The sequence below is a fragment of the Pseudomonas sp. LBUM1657 genome (genome assembly GCF_059716075.1).
On record NZ_CP166799.1, the window covers coordinates 523,860 to 545,663 of the forward strand.

A 21,804-nucleotide genomic window follows, 5' to 3' on the forward strand; every position below is an offset into this window, starting at 1 on the left:
CGCGTGGGCGGCGTCAGTTTCTACGTAGGACTTGGGCTACGGTCGCGACGTTGTGGGCGAGGTGCAGCGGATTGATGGTCCCGACAATAGCACTGGCCACACCCGGATGTTCAAACAACAATTCGAAGCTGGCACGCACCGGGTCAACGCCCGGGCTCAGGCACACGTGACCGCTGGCGAGGGCTTTTTTGACCAGAATGGCTTTACCGTGAGCAGCAGCATAGTCAATGACCGGCTTCTCGTTCTGTTCGTTCAGATTGTAGGTGACCATCGCGCAATCACCTTGTTCCAGAGCCTTCAGACCGCCTTCGACGGTTTTTCCGGAAAAGCCGAAGCCGCGAATCTTGCCTTCACGCTTGAGCTCGGCGAGGGTCGCATAGACTTCGCAGTCATTGAGGATCGCCAGATCGTTGCCGTCGGAATGCACGAGCACCAGATCGATAAAATCCGTTTCCAGGCGTTGCAGGCTGCGTTCCACCGAAAGACGCGTGTGTGCCGCACTGAAGTCGTGGCTCGACTGGCCGTCAGAAAACTCTTCGCCGACCTTGCTGACAATCACCCAATCCTGGCGCTGGCCACGTAACAAAGGACCGAGGCGCTCTTCGCTGCGGCCATAGGCCGGGGCGGTGTCGATCAGGTTGATGCCCAAATCGCGGGTGAGTTTGAGCAGCATGCGCGCTTCGTCATCGCCGGGGATCTGGAAACCGTTGGGGTACTTCACGCCTTGGTCGCGGCCGAGTTTTACCGTGCCCAGGCCCAGGGGCGAAACCATCAGGCCAGTGCTGCCCAAGGGGCGATGCAGATCGTGCAGGCTCGGTTGGCTCATGGCAGCAGTTGCTCCCAGGCGGGGATGCCCATCGGTGGTTTTGGCAGGGATGGCAACGCTTGCGCAGGGCCTGGTTGAATGCCATCGCGGGCAAGACTCGCGATCACTCGGTCGGCGAAATCCGGCGCCAGCGCCAGTTTGGTTGGCCAGCCGACCAGCAGCCGGCCTTCCTCGGCAAGGAATGCATTGTCAGGACGGGTCAGTCCCGATTGCAGTGGCTCGGCGCGATCCACTCGAAGGGTAGCCCATTGCGCTGTGCTCAAGTCGATCCAAGGCAGCAACTGGCCAAGTTCTTTCTGCGCCGTGGCGATTTGCTCGACAGGCTCGCGGGCAACCCCTTCGGCTTCGGCGATATCGCCACCCATATACCAGACCCATTGGCCATCGGCGGCCGGATGGGTGGTCACGGTAATGCGCGGTTTGGTGCCACCGCCCAGGCAGTGGGCGTATAGCGGTTTGAGGCCTGGGCCTTTGGCGATGATCATGTGCAACGGCCGGCGTTGCATGGCGGGCTGGCTCAGCCCCAGCGCTTCGAGCAACGCTGCCGTTCCGGCGCCGGCGCTGAGGACAATGCGCTGGGCACGAATCTCGCGCTCGTCGACTTTCAGGCCGACCAGTATTCCACCTTCCAGCAGCGGTTCGACCTTCTGCCCGGCGAGCAAGCCATCGCCCGCCAGATCGGCCAGGCGCTGGATCAGGCTCGGCACATCGATCACCAGTTCGGCCAGGCGATAGACCTTGCCCTTGAAGCGCTTGTCTTGCAGGGCCGGCGGCAGTTGCTCGCCCTTGACCTGATCGACGCGCCCGCGCACGGCTTTACTGGCGAAGAAACTGGTGAGGTTGCCGGCGAGGGTGCCGGGGGACCAGAGGTAATGGGCTTCGGATAGCAGGCGTACGCCAGACAAGTCCAGCTCGCCGTCGCCGGCTAACGCTTCACGCCAGCGGCGCGGCATGTCAGCGATGGCTTCCGAGGCGCCGGTCAACGCACCATGCAGCGCGTACTTGGCGCCGCCGTGGATGATCCCTTGGGATTTCACACTTTGCCCGCCGCCGAGACTGGCGCTTTCCACCAGCACGGTCGAAAAACCCTGGCGGCGCAGGCGCGCATTCAGCCAGAGGCCGGCGACACCAGCGCCGACAATCAAAACGTCGGTGGAAATAACGGATGGCATGCAGCGACCTCTGTGTTCAAGACGAGGGCGCAGTATACAGACTCGAAGATTGGAGGTTTTGCTGGCGATCAATCTATGGCCAGACACGAACCCTGTGGGAGCGGGCTTGCTCGCGAAAGCGGTGTGTCAGGCAGCATTGATGTCGACTGATACGGCCCCTTCGCGAGCAAGCCCGCTCCCACAGTGGCGAACCTTAATGGCCGGCAGTTTTGGAGAACAGTTGGATGACCACAACACCCAACACAATCAGCGCCATCCCCAGCATTGCCGGCACGTCCAGCTTCTGTCCGTAGATAAACAGCGCCGCGACGCTGACCATCACGATCCCCATCCCGGCCCACACGGCGTAAGCCACACCCACGGGCACACTTCGCACCACCAGCGTCAGCATCCAGAAGGCAATGCCGTAACCGACAATGACCAGCAGCAGCGGCAGTGGCGTGCTGAAACCTTTGACCGCTTTCATCGAAACAGTGGCGATCACTTCGGCGCAGATGGCAATGGCCAGGTAGTAGTAAGCGGTCATGGGTGCATCCTCGTGGGAAGTGTTGCTCTCTGAGTTCGGCATTTTAGAGATTCTTCAGATGCGGTAAAGTCATTACCTATCTGCACTAGAGATGGGTTGAAGCCATGAACACGCAATGGAATCTGGACCAGCTGCGGTTGTTTGTCAGCGTAGCGGAGCAACGATCGTTTTCCGCCGTGGCACGGGATCAGCGCAAGGCGCAGTCGGCGGTCAGCAGTTCGATTGCACTGCTGGAGGAGGACTTGGGTGTCAGTCTGTTCGACCGTAACAGTGGCCGCCAGCCAAAACTCACCGAGGCCGGCAATGCGTTGCTGGAGGAGGCGCGGGAGGTGTTGCGCCAGTGCCAGCGCCTCAATGGCCGGGCACTGGCCATGATGAAGGGGCAGGAAGCGCGCCTGCGTCTGGCTCAGGATGAGGCGATGCCGTTTCAACCGATTATCGACAGCCTTGAAGCAATGGCCGAGCAGTTTCCCAGCCTGGAAGTTCAGCTGTCCAACGGTGCCCAAGGTGATGTGGCGCGCAAACTGGTAGAGCGTAAGGCCGACCTGGGGCTGCTGTTCTATCACGATCAAATCCCCGAAGCCCTTGAACGGCGGGTGTTGGGCAGCATTGAAATGGTCACGGTCTGCGGTGTCGACCATCCATTGGCAGCCCAGGGGACCGTCAACTGCCAGCAAATGGCCCAGCATCGACAGGTGTTGATGGCCACTCAATCCAGTGTCTATCCCGGCAGCGAACCGGCCAGTCCGCAGGTCTGGCGGGCGGATAGCTTTTACGTGATGGCCGAATTGTTGATGCGCGGCCTCGGCTGGGCCTGGTTGCCGAGAAACGTGGTGCAGTACCCGGCCTATCAGCACCAAATGGTCGAACTGGTCAGCGAATGGACCCCGCCGGCATTGATCGTGGAACTGGTCTGGCGTCGCGACGAGCCCCTCGGTCCGGCGGCCCGTTGGCTGGCGGAACGTTTTGCCGTGCACTTGCAGGCGATCGGCGAAAAAAGCCGATAGACTCCGCCGCCATGAACAGAACTCTCTATAGCGCATTGTTTTACCTGGGGCTGCCATTGGTAGCGATTCGGCTGTGGCTGCGCGCACGCAAGGCGCCGGCGTATGCCAAGCGCATCGGCGAGCGTTTCTCTTTTGGACTGCCCGCGATGAAACCCGGCGGCATCTGGGTGCATGCGGTGTCCGTGGGCGAAAGCATTGCCGCCGCGCCGATGATTCGCGCGTTGCTGCACCGTTATCCGACGCTGCCGATCACCGTGACCTGCATGACCCCGACCGGCTCGGAACGTATCCAGGCACTGTTCGCCGCTGAGCCGCGCATTCAGCACTGCTATCTGCCGTACGACCTGCCGTGCGCCGCCGCGCGCTTCCTGGATAAGGTCCAGCCAAAACTGGCCGTGATCATGGAGACCGAGCTCTGGCCGAACCACATTCACCAGTGCGCCAAACGCGGGATTCCCGTGGCGCTGGCCAACGCGCGATTGTCCGAGCGCTCGGCCAAGGGTTATGGCCGATTCCGTAAGCTGACCCAGCCGATGCTCGCCGAGATGAGCCTGTTCGCGGTGCAGACCGAAGCCGAAGCCCGGCGCTTCCGTGAGTTGGGCGCGCGTGTTGAAACTGTCGAGGTGACCGGCTCGATCAAGTTCGACCTGACCATCGATCCGCAACTGCTCCAGCGCGCCACTGAGTTGCGAGCGCAATGGCACGCTCAGGATCGTCCGGTGTGGATCGCTGCCAGTACCCACGAAGGGGAAGACGAAGTGGTGCTGGCGGCTCATCGTCAGTTGCTCGCCAGTCATCCTGATGCGTTGCTGATTCTGGTGCCGCGCCATCTGGAGCGTTTCAACCCGGTGTTCGAGTTGTGTCGGCAGCAGGGTTTCGCCACGGTGCGTCGCTCCACGGGCGAGCCGGTGACCGCGCAAACTTCGGTGCTGCTGGGCGACACCATGGGCGAGTTGCTGTTTCTCTACGCCCTGGCCGACAGCGCGTTCGTCGGCGGCAGCCTGGTGCCAAACGGTGGGCATAACCTGCTGGAACCGGCGGCGCTGGCCAAGCCAGTGTTGAGCGGGCCGCACTTGTTCAACTTCCTCGAGATCGCCGCGCAGTTGCGCAGTGCCGGGGCGTTGCAGGAAGTGGAAGACGCCGAAGGTTTGGCGGTGGCGGTGCAGCGGCTGTTCGAACTGCCGCGGGATGCGCAGCGGATGGCGGAGGCGGGGTTGAAGGTGATGCGCACCAATCAGGGCGCGTTGCAACGGTTGCTGGATGGGTTGGGGCGGTTGATCGACCGTTAGACCGAGTCGTCTTCATTCGCGAGCAAGCCCGCTCCCACACTTGATCTGTAAACGACGCAGAACCAATGTGGGAGCGGGCTTGCTCGCGAATGCTTTGGCTTTTTCGCTCAAGGCCTCGCTTTCAACTGATCCGCCGCAGCCTTGGCCAGGTCCGGTGGCAGGAAGTCCTTGTCCGGGTTGTAGTCGGCCTTGAGATAACGTGCCAGGTCCTGCAAATCCCCCGGGCTCAACGTGCCAGCGGCCTGTTTCAGGCGCAGGTTGTCGAGGATGTAGTCGTAGCGAGTGTTGTTGTAGTCACGCACCGAGGTGTACAGCTGACGCTGGGCATCCAGCACGTCGACGATGTTTCGCGTCCCCACCTGATAACCGATTTCGGTCGCTTCCACTGCGCTCTGGTTGGAGATGATCGACTGCTTGCGTGCCTGCACTTGCTCAACATCGGTGTTCACTGCGCGATGCAGGTTGCGGGTGTTTTCCACCACTTGCCGACGCAAGGATTCGCGTTGCTGCTCGGTCTGGTCCAAGCGTGAGTACGACTCGCGCACCTGGGAATTGATCAGGCCGCCGCTGTAGATCGGGATGTTCAGTTGCAGGCCAACCGACGACTGTTCGACATTGCCTTTGTAGGGTTGGCCAAAGGCGTTCGGGTTGCTGAAACCCAAGGCGTCGTTGTCACCTTTCTCGTATCTGGCCACGGCATCGACGGTGGGGGCATGGCCGGCCTTGCGCTGCTTGAGGGTTTCTTCGGCGGCGCTGACGGCGTAGTTGCTGGCCAGCAGATTGAGGTTTTGTTTGGCCGCCGTATCGACCCAGGCCTTGGCGTCGTTCGGTGCCGGCGGCAGGATCGGCAACGTGTGAACGATGCCCTGAACCGAGTTGTACTGACGGTTGGTCAGGGTGATCAACGCTTCGAACGCATCATCCACCTGGCGCTGCGCGACGATCCGGTTGGCCCGCGCGGTGTCGTAACTGGCCTGGGATTGCAGCACGTCGGTCTTGTCCGACAGGCCGACATCGAAGCGCTCGTTGGACTGATCGAGCTGGCGTTTGAACGCCGCTTCCTCAGCCTTGGTCGAGGCGAGGGTGTCCTGGCTACGCAGCACGTTGAAGTAGCTTTCGGCGGTTTGCAGAATCAGGTTTTGCTCGGTCGCCGAGAGTTGCAGGGCGGCCTGTTCGTTGACGTCTTTGGCGGCCTGGAACTGGAACCAGCGATCGGCCCGGAACAGCGGTTGCGCCAAGGTCGCCTGATAGGAATGAGCGCTACGATTGGCGGTGGCCGAAGGCTGATCGATCGAGGTGCGCACGTTGGCAAGTTCGGCACCGCCCGAGAGATTGGGCAGCAGACCGGCGCGGGCCTGGGGCACGACTTCTTTCTGGGCGCCATATTGGGCGCGTGCCGCAGCGAGGTCGGCGTTGTTGTCCACGGCTTCCTGGTAAACGCTGACCAGGTCGGTTTTGGTCGATAAGGGCGCTTCTGCTGCCCAGGCCATTCCATTGGACGCACAAGACACGGCAACGGCCAGTGAGAGTTTGCGCAGCATGAGGCGATCCCTAAAAAATTACGCTGATAATTTGAGCGCCAAAGGTACGGCGCGGGCCAAGTACCGTCAATGTGCAGCATGGCCGTTGCGAGTGTAGTTGCGCACACGTGCGGCAACAATCGTCTAATTGCGCCATTCATCATGGTGTTTACCGCGGTGTTGGCGTTCTTTGCCACTTGTGTCTAGACTGGCCGGGTTCTTGTCGGGGTGCCTTGCTATGAGGCTGAGATCGAATAATTTCGGATCCCGTTGAACCTGATCAGGTTAGCGCCTGCGTAGGGAACAAGATTTCTCGTCACCCGGCGAGTCCTCTTGTGCTTCGTCCGGGATGTTGTTCGACAATCGAACACCCCTCGAGCACTGAGCACAGCACCCGCTAGTTTTAGCGACGCGTGCGTCCATTCGTTTACAGGTTCGCTCCGACAAAAAATCCACTGCCTGGATGTGTTCGGAGAGCCCGTGATGACGATAAAACTAAAAAACACTACGAACCTGAGTGATTCGGCCCAAGTCGATCAACAATCGGTTCAACCATTTACCCGCTCGCAAAAAATCTATGTCCAGGGCTCCCGCCCGGACATCCTCGTGCCGATGCGCGAAATCAGCCTTGATGTGACCCCGACCGACTTTGGCGGTGAAATAAACGCGCCCGTGGTTGTGTACGACACCTCGGGCCCGTACACCGATCCCAACGTCATCATCGACGTGCGCAAAGGCCTGGCCGATGTGCGTTCGCCGTGGATCGAATCCCGTGGCGACACCGAGCGTCTGCCCGGCCTGAGCTCCAACTTCGGCCAGGAACGCCTCGCCGATGCCGAGCTGACCAAACTGCGTTTCGCCCACGTGAACAACCCGCGCCGCGCCAAGGCCGGTGCCAATGTCAGCCAGATGCACTACGCCCGCAAAGGCATCATCACCGCCGAGATGGAATACGTCGCCATCCGCGAAAACATGAAGCTTGAAGTGGCTCGCGCCGCTGGCCTGCTGGACCAGCAACACGCCGGTCACAGCTTCGGCGCCAGCGTGCCGAAAATCATCACTCCCGAATTCGTCCGTGACGAGATCGCTCGTGGTCGCGCGATCATTCCGGCCAACATCAACCACACCGAACTGGAACCGATGATCATCGGCCGTAACTTCCTGGTGAAGATCAACGGCAACATCGGCAACAGCGCTTTGGGTTCGTCCATCGAAGAAGAAGTGGCGAAACTGACCTGGGGCATTCGCTGGGGTTCGGACACGGTCATGGACCTGTCCACCGGCAAACACATTCACGAAACCCGCGAGTGGATCATCCGTAACTCGCCGGTGCCGATCGGTACCGTGCCGATCTACCAGGCCCTGGAAAAAGTCGGCGGCGCTGCCGAAGACCTGACTTGGGAGCTGTTCCGCGACACGCTGATTGAACAAGCCGAGCAGGGCGTCGACTACTTCACCATCCACGCTGGCGTGCTGCTGCGCTACGTGCCACTGACCGCCAAACGCGTCACCGGGATCGTCTCCCGTGGAGGTTCGATCATGGCCAAGTGGTGCCTGGCGCACCACAAAGAGAACTTCCTCTACACCCATTTCGAAGACATCTGCGAAATCATGAAGGCCTACGACGTCAGCTTCTCGCTGGGCGATGGCCTGCGTCCGGGTTCGATTGCCGATGCCAACGACGCCGCGCAATTCGGTGAGCTGGAAACCCTCGGCGAGCTGACCAAGATCGCTTGGAAGCACGACGTGCAATGCATGATCGAAGGTCCGGGCCACGTGCCGATGCAGTTGATCAAAGAGAACATGGACAAGCAGCTCGAGTGCTGCGACGAGGCGCCGTTCTACACCCTCGGCCCGCTGACCACCGACATTGCACCGGGTTACGATCACATCACCTCCGGTATCGGTGCGGCAATGATCGGCTGGTTCGGCTGCGCGATGCTGTGCTACGTGACGCCGAAGGAACACTTGGGCCTGCCGAACAAGGATGATGTGAAGACCGGGATCATCACTTACAAGATCGCCGCTCACGCCGCTGACCTTGCCAAGGGGCATCCAGGTGCGCAGATTCGCGACAACGCCTTGAGCAAGGCGCGTTTCGAGTTCCGTTGGGAAGATCAGTTCAACCTGGGCCTTGATCCGGACACCGCTCGTTCGTATCACGATGAGACCCTGCCGAAAGACTCGGCCAAGGTCGCGCATTTCTGCTCCATGTGCGGGCCGAAATTCTGCTCGATGAAAATCACCCAGGAAGTCCGTGAGTACGCGGCCAACCAGCGGATCGAAACGGTCGATGCCGAAGTCGCCCAGGGATTGGCGGACCAGGCCGAGCGGTTCAAGCAGGAAGGCAGTCAGCTGTACAAGAAGGTTTGATCTGATCCGAAAGTGTGGGGCCTGAAAGGGCTCCATCGCCAGCAGGCTGGCTCCCACACTGGATTTGTGGTGTTCACAAGTCCCTTGTGGGAGCCAGCCTGCTGGCGATAGCGATCGACACAACAAAAAATGTCCCTCTGAGATAACACCCTTGAGCATTCAACCCAGCACCTACTCACCCGACATCGCGGTGCCAATCGACAAACGTGTCTTCGGCGGTCGCGATCTGTTTTCCCTGTGGTTCTCCCTCGGCATCGGTCTGATGGTGCTGCAGACCGGCGCTTTGCTCGCGCCAGGCCTGGGCCTGTCCGGCTCGTTGCTGGCGATTTTCCTCGGCACGCTGGTTGGCGTTTTGCTGCTGGCCGCCGTTGGCGTGATCGGCAGCGACACCGGCCTGTCGTCGATGACCGCGCTCAAGCTCAGCCTCGGCAAACGTGGTGCGAGCCTGCCGGCAGTGCTGAACCTGCTGCAACTGGTCGGTTGGGGCTCGTTCGAAATCATCGTGATGCGCGACGCCGCCAGCCTGTTGGGCGCACGAGCGTTCAGCGAAGGCAGCTTGCTGTCGAATCCGCTGCTCTGGACGTTGTTCTTCGGTGGATTGGCGACGTTGCTGGCCGTCAGTGGTCCGCTGACGTTCGTGCGGCAGATCCTGCGCAAGTGGGGTATCTGGCTGCTGTTGGCCGCGTGCATCTGGCTGACCTGGAACCTGTTCGCCAAAGCTGATCTGGCCGCGTTGTGGGCGCAGGCCGGTGACGGTTCGATGCCGTTCGCCGTGGGTTTCGACATTGCGATCGCCATGCCGCTGTCGTGGTTGCCGCTGATTGCCGACTACTCGCGTTTCGGCAAGCGTGCGAAAAACGTCTTCGGTGGCACCGCTATTGGCTTCTTTATCGGCAACTTCTGGCTGATGAGCCTGGGCGTGGCTTACACCCTGGCGTTCGCGCCGAGCGGTGAAGTGAATGCTCTGCTGCTGGCGCTGGCCGGTGCTGGCCTGGGGATTCCGTTGCTGCTGATTCTGTTGGACGAGTCGGAAAACGCATTCGCCGACATTCACTCGGCAGCCGTGTCGAGCGGGATTCTGTTGCGCTTGAAGGTCGAGCATCTGGCGTTGGCCATCGGCGTGATCTGCACGCTGATCGCTTGCCTGGCGCCATTGGCCCAGTACCAGAACTTCCTGTTGTTGATCGGTTCAGTGTTTGCGCCGTTGTTCGGCGTGGTGCTGGTGGATCACTTCATCCTGCGCAAACGTTCTGCTCAAGTGGCGTCAGGCGCATTGCGCTGGCCGGCACTGCTCGCCTGGCTGGGCGGGGTGAGCACCTATCATTTGCTGGCCAACCTGTATCCGGACATCGGCGCAACCCTGCCGGCGTTGATTGTGGCAGGGCTGCTTCAGTTGGTGCTGGGTCGGGCTTTCAGTTACGGCCGGGAAACAGCTCAGGTTTGAGAATGCCGTTCAGGCGAGGGTAGGGGATCTTCAGTTCGACGTGGCCGAGCGCATAAGGCGCGATGGTGCTCACTTCGTACTTGAGGATCACCCCGCCGTAGGTCAGCGCCACGTTCTGGGTTTTCACGAAGGGCCAGCTCTTCACGAACTCCGGTTCCTGATCGAGCTTGGTGCTGATCAGCCAACTGTTGTGCGCGACCTGCGCCGTTTTCCAGAAGGCTTCTTCCTGCCCCGGAACCAGCATGTCCGACAGCGTCAGCACTTTATGTTGCTGGCGTGAATAGTTGATAAAGCTGCGGCCCGGCGTGCCATGGGCACCGCCGGTGTCCAGATAGCTGGAAAACTCGACGATCACCAAGCCGTCATGCTGTTCACGTACCTTGGCTTGCAGGTAGCTGCTGTAGCGCGGGCCGGCACTGCTCAAAAATTGCTCGCGATACGCCGCCAGCGTCGGTGCCACCGGGGCGTCCGGCGTGGTGCGGGTCATTTGCAGCAGGCGTTTTTCAATAATACTGTCGAGCTGAGGCTCGGCCGGGAAGCGCAAAGTGTCGATGTTCACCAGTGGGCAATCGGCATTAGTGCAGCCAGGCTTGAGCTGTTCGGAAGCGTCGCGGGTAGTTTCCAGCGGCGCCCGGTAGTTGGGCTGGAACAGGCTCTGGCAGGCGCCCAGGGTCAGGGCGATTGCGGCCACGGAGGCGATTTTAAAAAGCGACATGGGCGTCCTTCATAAAACAGGGAAAGGCGAAAAGTTACCCGCTTCGACTGTCAGCGAGGTAATCAGTTCGCCACTAAGCTAATTAGAGTTGGTTTCGCCCTCACCGTCTATCCCGCTGGCTGGAAAGGGGCTGCATCAAACGTCACGGGCGCGTTAGGATGGCGCGAAGTCGAGGTTGGAGCCTCTTCTCTGATTTGTAGAACGAGGATTGTCATGACCGATTTTGCCAACGCCATTCCGACCACCGTTGAGATCGTTCGGCGCGAAAAGTGCTTCGAGGGCTTCTACAAACTCGATCGCGTGCATTTGCGCCACGAATTGTTCGCTGGCGGCATGAGTCGCGAGATCAATCGTGAAGTGTTTGTTCGTCACGATGCGGTGTGCGTGCTGCCTTACGATCCGCAGCGCGACGAAGTGGTGCTGATCGAGCAGTTTCGCGTCGGCGCCATGGGCAAGACTGACAATCCGTGGCTGATCGAACTGGTCGCTGGTCTGATCGACAAGGATGAAGAACCGGAAGCAGTTGCTCACCGCGAAGCGCAGGAGGAAGCTGGGCTTGTATTCGGGGCGCTCTGGCCGATGACCAAATATTTTCCATCGCCGGGCGGCAGCAATGAATTCGTGCATTTGTACCTGGGGCGCTGCGACAGTAACGGGGTCGGCGGCCTGCATGGGCTGGAGGAAGAGGCAGAAGATATCCGCGTCACGGTCTGGGCATTCGAAGATGCCCTGCAAGCCGTACGCGACGGACGTATTGCCAACGCGGCCAGCATCATTGCCTTGCAATGGTTAGCTTTGAACCGCGCTGAAGTGAGGGGGTTATGGTCGTAAACAAGCTGCGCGATCGCTATCGAGTGGACCTTGTGGGGCTGCAAGCCTCCTGCGAGGCGAACTACGCGCGCCTGATGCGACTGCTGCCGGATATGCGCAACGAGCCGGCAGCCCGGCGCATTGCCGTGACCCATGGCGAGCAGATGCTCGGCGTACTGGCCCTGGAAGTGCTGCAGGTCTGTCCGTACACCACGACCCTGCAGGTGCGCCAGGAGCACAGCCTGCCGTGGCTGCCGGTGCCGCAACTGGAAGTTCAGGTCTATCACGATGCGTGCATGGCCGAAGTTGTCAGCGCCGAACATGCGCGACGCTTTCGCGGCATCTATCCTTACCCGAACGCCTCGATGCATCAGCCGGACGAAAAGGCCCAGCTGAATATGTTCCTGGGGGAATGGCTAAGCCATTGTCTGGCGTTGGGGCATGAGTACGAAGTCGTACGTTAGTCGTGCGATTAGTTGTGAACTGCGTCAGGTTCACAGGTTTCCCCTTTTGATCGTCCCCCAGCATAATTGCGGCCTCATCCAATCCCGTGATTCAGCCTTGGGAGAACGCCTTGCCGAGCGTATCCACATTGACCACCGCCGATCCGGCGTTGCTGGTGCAACTCTCCGACAGTCATCTGTTTGCCGAAGCGGACGGGACGTTGCTGGGCATGAACACGCGTGACAGCCTGCAAAAGGTTATCGAGTTGGTGCGGCTTCAGCAGCCCCGAATCGATCTGATCATTGCCAGTGGCGATCTTTCCCAGGACGGCACGCTTGAGTCTTATCAGCAGTTTCGCGACCTGACGCGGCCGCTGGATGCGCCGGCCCGCTGGATCCCCGGCAATCACGATGAGCCGCAGATCATGGCCGAAGCGGCGGTGCAGAGTGCCTTGCTGGAACCGGTGGTGGACGTCGGCAACTGGCGAGTCACACTGCTGGATTCGGCAGTGCCGGGTTCGGTGCCGGGGTATTTGCAGGATGAGCAATTGCAGTTGCTGGCCTGCTCGTTGAGCGAAGCGCCGGAGCGGCATCATCTGGTGTGTTTTCATCATCACCCGGTGTCGATCGGGTGTGCATGGATGGAGCCGATCGGGCTGCGCAATCCAGAGGCCTTGTTTGCGGTGCTGGACCGGTTTCCGCAGGTGCGGGCTGTTTTGTGGGGGCATGTTCATCAAGAGATTGATCAGGATCGTAACGGCGTGCGGTTGATCGCTTCGCCTTCGACCTGCATTCAGTTCGAGCCGGGCAGTGATGATTTCAAAGTCGGGGATCAGGCGCCGGGGTATCGCTGGTTGCGATTGTTGCCCGATGGTCTGATTGAAACCGGCGTGGAGCGGGTCGCCGGGTTCGATTTTCAGGTCGACTACGGCTCTGACGGCTACTGACGGCTGCGAACTTGGCGGCCTACGGGCCGACCATGTTGTGGTTGACCGGGTACATATCCATTTCTGCGGTAACGGCGGCTGGCGGTTTCGCCCTTACGGCGACTCACTTTTTTTTCAAACGCCAAAAAAAGTAAGCAAAAAAAGGCTCGCCCCGAGCGTCCGGCCCCTCGCCTAGGCTCGGCGTTCCTTCGTTCCGGTATCCATCCGGGGACACTGCCCTCCGGTCTGCTTCGCGACGACCTACATGCAGCGTGTTCGACTGCGTCGAACGGCGCTGCGCGCCACTCCCCGGATGAACACCTCCACTCAGCCTCCCGAAGGGGCGGGTGGATCAAGATCAAGAGCTGCAGGCGAGCTAACGCTCGGCCTGATGAGTGGTGAGAAGCGAAGCGTGTACGCCGATCCATTGTGGGAGCGAGCCTGCTCGCGATGGCGGCCTGACAGCCGACCGGTCTCTAGCCGATGTATACCAAACCCCTGTGGGAGCTGGCTTGCCTGCGAAGGCGACCTGACAGCCGACCAACATCTTGCTGATGTACAAAATTCCCCGTGGGAGCGAGCCTGCTCGCGAAGGCGACCTCACTGACGATGCTGTTTAATGGTCAGCAAAAATTTCAGAACCTTCCCACGAAGTTTTCAGGTTGCCCGTCAGACGTGGCGTCTCTAGCCTTTTGCGTGTCGCTGACACATTCAGCGATCGGGCTTCGCGGCCCTATGAACTGAGGCATAATCGCCGCGCTTTACAACAGCACTTTCGGGTGTCTGTCGTTTTGTGTCATGGCGGCTGTGCGTGGGATACCTTCGGGTATGCCGATTCTCAGTTCTCGGTCCGCGAACCCGCGTACAGCTGCCACCCTTACATTGCATCGCGGCAATTGGGGGTGGCTCCATATCAATGAACTGAGGTGTCACCATGTTCAAACCAACCCCCAATCCCCCCGCCCGCAAATCCAGCACGATGTACATGATCGTCCCCGAAATGGACACGGAAAGCCTTTTGGCCCATTCCTGTGAGTCACTGGCTTCGGCGAGTGTCATGGCCAGCGATTTTGCGGCGCGCCTGCATGGGGCGGACCGGCATGCGGCGATGGCAATTCAGCAACTGGTCATGCTGGCCGAGTTGGCGGTGAATCGGGCGCTGGATAACGTCGATCCGACATAACGGTTAGACCGAGTCATCGTTCTTCGCGAGCAGGCTCACTCCCATAGGAGATGTGTGAGCGACGCAGATCCAATGTGGGAGCGGGCTTGCTCGCGAAGGCGTCCACACGGACGACCCAATTTCCGCGGATATCCCCGATTCCCCCGACTCCCTGTAAACTCCGCCTCTTTACCCGACGCACAGGGAGTTCAAATGTCCGGTTCGATCCTTTATATCCACGGTTTCAACAGCGCGCCGGCGTCGAAGAAAGCCTGTCAGCTGGTGAAGGTGATGGAGCAACTGGGCTTGAGCGATCAATTGCGCGTTCCGGCCCTGCATCACCATCCGCGCGAGGCCATCGGTCAGCTGGAGCAAGCGATTGAGGAGCTGGGGCGGCCACTGCTGGTCGGCAGCTCACTCGGCGGCTACTATGCGACTCACTTGGCCGAGCGCCATGGCCTCAAGGCCCTGTTGATCAACCCTGCCGTCAGTCCGCACCGGATGTTCGACGGGTTTCTGGGGACGCAGAAAAACCTGTATACCGATGAGGCCTGGGAGTTGACCCACGACCACGTGACGGCCCTGGCCGAGCTGGAAGTGCCGGCGTCCCAGGACCCGCAGCGATATCAGGTATGGTTGCAGACCGGCGACGAAACGCTGGACTATCGCGCAGCCCAGCAGTATTACCGGGCCTGTGCCTTGCGTATCCAGGCTGGCGGCGACCATAGTTTCCAGGGTTTTGCCGAGCAATTGCCGGCAATGCTGAGTTTTGCCGGCATCGGCGCAGATTTGTATCAGGCGATTGATTTCACTGCACTGTGAGTCATCACCCCTTTTTCTTTGAACACTTTTTCAGAAGACGGACGACGAGACCCCATGGCCACTCCCAGCGCTAGCTCTTATAACGCAGACGCCATCGAAGTCCTCTCGGGCCTCGACCCGGTGCGCAAACGCCCCGGCATGTACACCGACACCAGTCGGCCGAACCACCTCGCCCAGGAAGTCATCGACAACAGCGTCGACGAAGCCTTGGCCGGGCATGCAACCTCGGTGCAAGTCATCCTGCACGCCGACCACTCCCTGGAAGTCAGCGATGACGGCCGTGGCATGCCGGTGGATCTCCACGCCGAAGAAGGTGTGTCGGGTGTCGAGCTGATCCTCACCAAGCTCCATGCGGGCGGCAAGTTTTCCAACAAGAACTACCAGTTCTCCGGCGGTCTGCACGGGGTGGGTATTTCCGTGGTCAACGCCTTGTCGACCGAAGTCCGGGTGCGCGTAAAGCGTGACGGCAACGAATACCAGATGACCTTCGCCGATGGTTACAAGAAAACCGAACTGGAAGTGATCGGCACCGTCGGCAAGCGCAACACCGGCACCAGCGTGTTCTTCGCGCCGGACCCGAAGTACTTCGATTCCCCGAAATTCTCCATCAGCCGCCTCAAGCACGTGCTCAAGGCCAAAGCCGTTCTGTGCCCGGGGCTGCTGGTCAGTTTTGAAGACAAGGCCACCGGCGAGAAAGTCGAATGGCATTACGAAGATGGTCTGCGCTCCTACCTGCAAGATGCCGTCAGCGAATTCGAACGCCTGCCAAACGAACCCTTCTGCGGCAGCCTCGCCGGGAATAAAGAAGGGGTCGATTGGGCGCTGCTGTGGTTGCCCGAGGGTGGCGACAGCGTTCAGGAAAGCTACGTCAACCTGATCCCGACGGCGCAGGGCGGTACTCACGTCAACGGTCTGCGTCAGGGCTTGCTCGATGCGATGCGCGAGTTCTGCGAATTCCGCAGCCTGCTGCCGCGCGGCGTGAAGCTGGCGCCGGAAGACGTCTGGGAACGCATCGCCTTCGTGCTGTCGATGAAGATGCAGGAGCCGCAATTCTCCGGCCAGACCAAAGAGCGTCTGTCGTCCCGTGAAGCGGCGGCGTTTGTTTCCGGTGTGGTCAAGGACGCGTTCAGCCTGTGGCTCAACGCCCATCCCGAGACCGGCATGCTGCTGGCGGAACTGGCCATCAACAACGCCGGCCGTCGTCTGAAGGCCAGCAAGAAGGTTGAGCGCAAGCGCATCACCCAAGGTCCGGCGTTGCCGGGCAAACTCGCCGATTGCGCCGGGCAGGACCCGATGCGTTCCGAGCTGTTCCTGGTGGAAGGTGATTCCGCCGGCGGTTCGGCCAAGCAGGCGCGGGATAAAGAGTTTCAGGCGATCCTGCCGTTGCGCGGCAAGATTCTGAACACCTGGGAAGTCGACGGCAGCGAAGTGCTGGCCAGCCAGGAAGTGCACAACATTGCCGTGGCCATCGGTGTCGATCCAGGTTCGGCGGACATCGCCCAGCTGCGCTACGGCAAAATCTGCATCCTCGCCGACGCCGACTCCGACGGTCTGCACATCGCCACGTTGCTGTGCGCGCTGTTCGTCCAGCATTTCCGCCCGTTGGTGGATGCCGGTCACGTTTACGTCGCGATGCCGCCGCTGTACCGCATTGACCTGGGCAAAGAGATTTACTACGCCCTCGACGAAGCCGAGCGCGACGGCATCCTCGATCGCCTGGTGGCCGAGAAGAAACGCGGCAAGCCACAGGTCACCCGATTCAAAGGTCTGGGTGAAATGAACCCGCCACAGCTGCGCGAAACCACCATGGACCCGAACACTCGGCGTCTGGTGCAGCTGACGCTGGACGATTTCGAAGCGACCTCGGAAATGATGGACATGCTGCTGGCGAAAAAACGCGCTGGCGACCGCAAATCCTGGCTGGAATCCAAAGGCAACCTGGCCGAGGTTCTTGGCTGATGCGGGTTGGCTTTGCCCTGGCGTGTGCGTTACTTCTGACTTCGGTGACGGCGTTTGCCGTACCGGTGCCAGAGTTGCGCCTGTTGTCCGAGCATCCCGTTGACGGTATGCGCGGCGGCAACCTGTCGGGGCTCGCCCAGTGCGGCGAGGATTTGTGGACGGTGTCCGATCGCGACGATGATCAGATCTACCGCCTCGATACCCGCGACAGCGTCTGGCAAGCTGAAGCCGTGGGCATCGGCGTGCCACCGGTGCCTGATAGCGGTTTGCCCTGGGGCTTGCGTTCGCGGGCCTGGGCGGCGTCGTTTGTCCGTGGCGGAGATCTGGATTTCGAAGGCATCACCTGCGACAGCGCCGGTAATCGCTACATTGTCAGCGAGGCCCATGCGGCCGTGCTGCAAGTGCCAACGACGGGGCCTGCATCCTGGCTGAAGATTTCGCCGATGCTGGTTCGCGAAGCGCGGGCCAGTGGCATGTTGCTGCGCTTCAATGCGTTGTTCGAAGGCCTGGCGATCAATCCTGACGGTGACAAATTGTGGCTGGCCGCCGAGCGCGAGAGCCGCGGGTTGCTGCTGCTCAAGCGTAAGCAAACCGTCTGGGACTGTGATGGCGGCTGTGTGCTGCTGAGCGAAGCCGGGAAGGAAATGCAGCCTGCACAATTTCCCAGGGCCAGAGCGCTGCCCCGGGATTTTGCCGATCTGTCATTGTTCAACGGCAAGCTGTTTACCCTTGAGCGCAACGTCTACCAGATTTGCCGCCGTGACGCGCAGACGGCCAAGGTCGAGCGCTGCTGGTCGTACGCCGCCGAGGCACTGCAGGAAAACCGGCGTTATCCACAGGCCTTTGGTCTGGAAGAAGCGTTGATCGTGGACGCCGACGGCGCCTGGATCGGTATCGACAACAACACCGGTACCCGCGCCGATGGCGAGGTACGCCCGATTATCTGGCGCTTTGCCGCGCCGGAAGGTGGCTGGAGTGCCAAGCCATGACTCCGCAACCGCCGGGTAAGCGCGCCGGTCGGGTGTTGATGGTGCTGGCCTGGTGCGCCGCGCTGTTTCTAGCGACGCGCTTTTTTGGGCAGTGGGAGCAACGGCAATACAATCCCAACGCCGTCGTCAGTTCGGAACAGGGCGAAGGTTTTATCGAAGTGAAACTGGTCGGTAACAGCCAGGGCCATTTTGTCGCCAGCGGCCAGATCAACGGCCAGCCGGTGGATTTCATGCTCGATACCGGGGCGACCGATGTGGCCATCCCGGGTGGTCTGGCCGAACGGCTGAAACTGGAGAAAGGCTTCGGGGTGACCCTGAGCACCGCCAGCGGTCGCGCGGAGGGTTATCGAACCCGCATCGACAAGCTGCAACTGGGCGACATTGTGTTGCGTGATGTGCGCGCCCTTGTCGTGCCAAGCCTGGATGGCAATCAAGTGCTGCTCGGCATGAGTGCACTGAACAAACTTGAATTTACCCAGCGCGGTGGCACCATGCTGCTGCGCCAGACAACGAACCGATGAGGCCCGCATGAGCGACTCCCTTGATCTCAGCCTGGACGGTGTAGAGCGCCGGTCACTGGCTGACTTCACCGAAAATGCCTACCTCAACTACTCCATGTACGTGATCATGGACCGTGCCTTGCCGCATATCGGCGACGGCCTGAAACCGGTACAGCGACGCATCATCTATGCGATGAGCGAGTTGGGGCTGGACGCCGATTCCAAGCACAAGAAATCGGCGCGTACCGTCGGTGACGTGCTCGGTAAATTCCACCCCCACGGCGACTCGGCCTGCTACGAAGCCATGGTCCTGATGGCCCAACCGTTCAGCTATCGCTACACGCTGGTCGACGGCCAGGGTAACTGGGGTGCGCCGGATGATCCCAAGTCCTTCGCCGCCATGCGTTACACCGAAGCACGGCTGTCGCGTTATTCCGAAGTGCTGCTCAGCGAGCTGGGCCAGGGCACCGCGGACTGGGGCCCGAACTTCGACGGCACACTCGACGAGCCGCTGGTGTTGCCGGCGCGGTTGCCGAATATCCTGCTCAACGGCACCACCGGTATCGCCGTGGGCATGGCCACCGACGTGCCTCCGCACAACCTGCGGGAAGTCGCGACCGCCTGCGTGCGCTTGCTCGATGAGCCCAAAGCCACGGTCGAACAGCTCTGTGAACACATTCAGGGCCCGGATTACCCGACCGAAGCGGAAATCATCACGCCGCGCGCCGACCTGCTGAAAATCTACGAAACCGGTCGCGGTTCGGTGCGTATGCGCGCCGTGTACCACATCGAAGACGGCGACATCATCGTCACCGCGCTGCCGCATCAGGTCTCGGGCGCCAAGGTGCTGGAACAGATTGCGGCCATGATGCAGGCCAAACCGTCCAAGGCTCCGCAGATCGCTGACCTGCGAGACGAATCCGACCACGAAAACCCGTGCCGGATCGTGATTATTCCGGGCGCACGCAAAAACTTTGACCACGACGCGCTGATGCAGCACCTGTTCGCCAGCACGGAGCTGGAGTCGAGCTATCGGGTCAACATCAACATCATTGGCCTCGACGGCAAGCCGCAGTTGAAAAACCTGCGTGCGCTACTGGTGGAATGGCTGGAGTTCCGCGTCAACACCGTGCGTCGTCGCCTGCAATTCCGCCTGGACAAGGTCGAGCGTCGCCTGCACCTGTTGGACGGTTTGCTGATCGCCTACCTCAACCTGGATGAAGTGATTCACATCATCCGCACCGAGGAGCACCCGAAAGCGGCATTGATCGAGCGTTTCGCCCTGAGCGAAATCCAGGCCGACTACATCCTCGACACGCGTTTGCGTCAGTTGGCGCGACTGGAAGAGATGAAGTTGCGTGCCGAGCAGGATGAACTGCTCAAGGAACAAGCCAAGCTGCAAGCCCTGTTGGGCAGCGAAGCCAAGTTGAAAAAACTGGTTCGCACCGAGCTGATCAAGGACGCCGAAACCTACGGCGACGACCGTCGCTCGCCAATCGTCGAGCGCGCCGAGGCCAAGGCCCTGACCGAGCACGACCTGCTGCCGAACGAGAAAGTGACGGTGGTTCTGTCGGAAAAAGGCTGGGTTCGTTCCGCCAAGGGGCACGAAATTGACGCTACCGGGCTTTCCTACAAGGCCGGCGATGGCTTCAGGGCCTTGGCGGCCGGGCGATCCAACCAGTTTGCGGTGTTTATCGACTCCACCGGTCGCAGCTATTCGGTGGCGACTCACACGTTGCCATCGGCCCGTGGTCAGGGCGAACCGCTGACCGGTCGTCTGACGCCGCCACCAGGGGCGAGTTTCGAATGCGTACTGATGCCGGAAGACGACTCGCTGTACGTGATCGCCTCCGACGCCGGCTACGGTTTCGTGGTCAAGGGTGAAGACCTGCAAGCCAAGAACAAGGCGGGCAAGGCGCTGCTGAGCCTGCCGAACAACTCGAAGGTCATTCTTCCGCGCCCGGTGACGGATCGCGAGAATAATTGGCTGGCTTCGGTAACCACCGAAGGTCGCCTGCTGATCTTCAAGATCAGCGATCTGCCACAATTAGGTAAGGGCAAAGGCAACAAGATCATCGGGATCAACGGTGAGCGTGTGGCCAGTCGCGAAGAATATGTCACGGACATCGCCGTACTACCGGAAGGCGCCACATTGGTGTTGCAGGCCGGAAAACGTACCTTGTCACTGAAGGCGGACGACCTCGAACACTACAAAGGTGAGCGTGGGCGTCGTGGTAACAAACTGCCACGTGGCTTTCAGAGGGTGGATGCGCTGCTCGTCGAAAACCTCAATTAAGCGTCCTAGAGCGCTCGATCTACGATTTAACGCGTAGATCGACGCAATGGCGCTGGAGTCGGAACGCATATTCACGGATGATATGGCCTTTCAAGCGCCGGCGTGGCCGAGCGTTCTTCATATTTTTTGAGTATTTTCACTGTGGTTAGCCTTGTGGCAACCACCTGGATGGGACGATGACTGCTCTGCGCCTTCCTTTTATTTTGATGCTCGCTGGCGTACTTGGCCTGGCGGGTTGCAGCGTTCACCAACCGGTGTCGTTGTATCAGCTGGACAGCGGAAGTCCGGCTGAGCCTGCGCAAAGCGCGGGCATGGCCGTGCTGTTGGGCCCGGTGACGGTGGCTGACTACCTGCAACGCGAAACGCTGTTGCAGCGTCAGCCGGATGGCAGCCTGCAAGCCTCGGCTGATGGTCGTTGGGCGGGTAGCCTGTCTTCCGACATTGATCAGCTGTTGCTGCGTCAGGTAGCGGGTCACCTGGACAGCCAGCGCGTCGTGCTGGCGCCGGCGACTTTGGGCTTCACACCGGATGTTCAGGTGTTACTGACCATCACGCGCCTGGACTCGGGTGAAGCGCAACCGGCGATCCTTGATGCGCAATGGCGTTTGATCGATCGTCGCGGACAGGTTCGCGATAACCGCATCATTCATCTGCAGGAACAGCATGCCGGCGGCACGGCGGCTCAGGTTCAAGCTCAGGGCGTGCTGCTGCAGCGTCTGGCCGAGCAGCTGTCGACCGCACTCAAGCCGCTGGCCAATCAGCCACCGATTGCCGAAGCCCCACGTAAGCCGGCTGCCAAGCCTGCGGCACCGGCGGCGGAAAAGGAAAAACAACCCAAGATCCCGATGGCTTCGCCGATCCGGACCGATATGGAAGTGTTCAGGTTCTAAACCTGGAATGATTCGAAGCAAAGCCCGCATTGATGCGGGCTTTGTTGTATCTGCAGGTTGAGATCCTTGGCGCTGCTAATGGCCTCTTCGCGCGCAAACCCGCTCCCACAAGGTGCTGCGTCGCATGGAGATCAA

At 60.5% G+C, this 21,804-nt stretch carries 18 protein-coding genes, 1 pseudogene and 1 riboswitch; of the genes and pseudogenes, 14 read left to right on the top strand and 5 right to left on the bottom strand.

Features of this window, described 5'->3' with window-relative positions:
* Nucleotides 1-13: 13 nt before the first annotated feature.
* The 3 genes from ACA055_RS02390 to ACA055_RS02400 form a co-directional block, all read right to left on the bottom strand.
* The gene (locus ACA055_RS02390) at nucleotides 14-826 is read right to left on the bottom strand and encodes an aldo/keto reductase (RefSeq protein WP_497682197.1); all 813 of its coding nucleotides are present in this window, start codon (nucleotides 824-826) and stop codon (nucleotides 14-16) included.
* Entirely contained in the window at nucleotides 823-1,998 is a 1,176-nt protein-coding gene (locus ACA055_RS02395) for an NAD(P)/FAD-dependent oxidoreductase (protein ID WP_497682198.1), read from the bottom strand. The genes ACA055_RS02390 and ACA055_RS02395 overlap by 4 nt, the downstream gene beginning before the upstream one ends.
* Nucleotides 1,999-2,191: 193 nt before the next feature.
* Nucleotides 2,192-2,524 carry a DMT family transporter gene (locus ACA055_RS02400; protein WP_008004867.1) on the bottom strand — a complete coding sequence of 111 codons (333 nt, stop codon included), beginning with the start codon at nucleotides 2,522-2,524 and terminating at the stop codon, nucleotides 2,192-2,194.
* A 104-nt stretch (nucleotides 2,525-2,628) separates the two neighbouring features.
* Between ACA055_RS02400 and ACA055_RS02405 the strand changes: the two genes are divergently transcribed.
* Nucleotides 2,629-3,531 (top strand): LysR family transcriptional regulator, encoded by a 903-nt coding sequence (locus tag ACA055_RS02405; protein WP_497682199.1) that lies wholly within the window; start codon nucleotides 2,629-2,631, stop codon nucleotides 3,529-3,531.
* Between the two features lie 11 nt (nucleotides 3,532-3,542).
* On the top strand, nucleotides 3,543-4,820 hold the full coding sequence (gene waaA, locus ACA055_RS02410; RefSeq protein ID WP_497682200.1) for a lipid IV(A) 3-deoxy-D-manno-octulosonic acid transferase: 1,278 nt from the start codon (nucleotides 3,543-3,545) through the stop codon (nucleotides 4,818-4,820).
* Between the two features lie 107 nt (nucleotides 4,821-4,927).
* On the opposite strand, the gene ACA055_RS02415 is transcribed toward waaA, so the two are convergent.
* Nucleotides 4,928-6,361 carry a TolC family outer membrane protein gene (locus ACA055_RS02415; RefSeq protein ID WP_497682201.1) on the bottom strand — a complete coding sequence of 478 codons (1,434 nt, stop codon included), beginning with the start codon at nucleotides 6,359-6,361 and terminating at the stop codon, nucleotides 4,928-4,930.
* Between the two features lie 193 nt (nucleotides 6,362-6,554).
* Nucleotides 6,555-6,660, top strand: a riboswitch (TPP riboswitch).
* Between the two features lie 163 nt (nucleotides 6,661-6,823).
* Here ACA055_RS02415 and thiC point away from each other — a divergent pair.
* Nucleotides 6,824-8,713 carry a phosphomethylpyrimidine synthase ThiC gene (gene thiC / locus ACA055_RS02420; protein ID WP_054053301.1) on the top strand — a complete coding sequence of 630 codons (1,890 nt, stop codon included), beginning with the start codon at nucleotides 6,824-6,826 and terminating at the stop codon, nucleotides 8,711-8,713.
* A gap of 151 nt (nucleotides 8,714-8,864) precedes the next feature.
* On the top strand, nucleotides 8,865-10,157 hold the full coding sequence (cytX, locus tag ACA055_RS02425) for a putative hydroxymethylpyrimidine transporter CytX (RefSeq protein WP_497682202.1): 1,293 nt from the start codon (nucleotides 8,865-8,867) through the stop codon (nucleotides 10,155-10,157).
* Here cytX and ACA055_RS02430 read toward each other — a convergent pair.
* On the bottom strand, nucleotides 10,126-10,872 hold the full coding sequence (locus ACA055_RS02430) for an RsiV family protein (RefSeq protein ID WP_497682203.1): 747 nt from the start codon (nucleotides 10,870-10,872) through the stop codon (nucleotides 10,126-10,128). The genes cytX and ACA055_RS02430 overlap by 32 nt on opposite strands.
* A 213-nt stretch (nucleotides 10,873-11,085) precedes the next feature.
* On the opposite strand from ACA055_RS02430, the gene ACA055_RS02435 reads away from it, so the two are divergent.
* From ACA055_RS02435 to ACA055_RS02480, 10 genes and pseudogenes are all read left to right on the top strand, one after another.
* A complete protein-coding gene (locus ACA055_RS02435) occupies nucleotides 11,086-11,703 on the top strand; it encodes an NUDIX domain-containing protein (RefSeq protein WP_497682204.1) in 618 nt (205 codons plus the stop codon).
* Nucleotides 11,694-12,146, top strand: coding sequence for a DUF1249 domain-containing protein (locus ACA055_RS02440; RefSeq protein WP_497682205.1), 453 nt, complete (start codon nucleotides 11,694-11,696; stop codon nucleotides 12,144-12,146). The genes ACA055_RS02435 and ACA055_RS02440 overlap by 10 nt, the downstream gene beginning before the upstream one ends.
* Before the next feature lie 110 nt (nucleotides 12,147-12,256).
* A complete protein-coding gene (gene cpdA / locus ACA055_RS02445) occupies nucleotides 12,257-13,072 on the top strand; it encodes a 3',5'-cyclic-AMP phosphodiesterase (protein WP_497682206.1) in 816 nt (271 codons plus the stop codon).
* 931 nt (nucleotides 13,073-14,003) lie between these two features.
* Nucleotides 14,004-14,234 (top strand): annotated as a pseudogene (locus tag ACA055_RS02450) (DUF6124 family protein); the annotation flags it as partial.
* A gap of 192 nt (nucleotides 14,235-14,426) precedes the next feature.
* On the top strand, nucleotides 14,427-15,035 hold the full coding sequence (locus tag ACA055_RS02455) for a YqiA/YcfP family alpha/beta fold hydrolase (RefSeq protein ID WP_497682207.1): 609 nt from the start codon (nucleotides 14,427-14,429) through the stop codon (nucleotides 15,033-15,035).
* A 54-nt stretch (nucleotides 15,036-15,089) separates the two neighbouring features.
* A complete protein-coding gene (gene parE / locus ACA055_RS02460) occupies nucleotides 15,090-16,994 on the top strand; it encodes a DNA topoisomerase IV subunit B (protein WP_497682208.1) in 1,905 nt (634 codons plus the stop codon).
* Nucleotides 16,994-17,983, top strand: coding sequence for an esterase-like activity of phytase family protein (locus ACA055_RS02465; protein ID WP_497682209.1), 990 nt, complete (start codon nucleotides 16,994-16,996; stop codon nucleotides 17,981-17,983). Before parE ends, ACA055_RS02465 begins: the two co-directional genes overlap by 1 nt.
* The gene (locus ACA055_RS02470) at nucleotides 17,980-18,504 is read left to right on the top strand and encodes a retropepsin-like aspartic protease family protein (protein ID WP_497682210.1); all 525 of its coding nucleotides are present in this window, start codon (nucleotides 17,980-17,982) and stop codon (nucleotides 18,502-18,504) included. Before ACA055_RS02465 ends, ACA055_RS02470 begins: the two co-directional genes overlap by 4 nt.
* 7 nt (nucleotides 18,505-18,511) lie before the next feature.
* On the top strand, nucleotides 18,512-20,779 hold the full coding sequence (gene parC / locus ACA055_RS02475) for a DNA topoisomerase IV subunit A (protein ID WP_497682211.1): 2,268 nt from the start codon (nucleotides 18,512-18,514) through the stop codon (nucleotides 20,777-20,779).
* Between the two features lie 176 nt (nucleotides 20,780-20,955).
* Nucleotides 20,956-21,669, top strand: a complete 714-nt coding sequence (locus tag ACA055_RS02480) for a PqiC family protein (RefSeq protein WP_497682212.1) — start codon at nucleotides 20,956-20,958, stop codon at nucleotides 21,667-21,669.
* The last annotated feature ends 135 nt before the right edge of the window (nucleotides 21,670-21,804 follow it).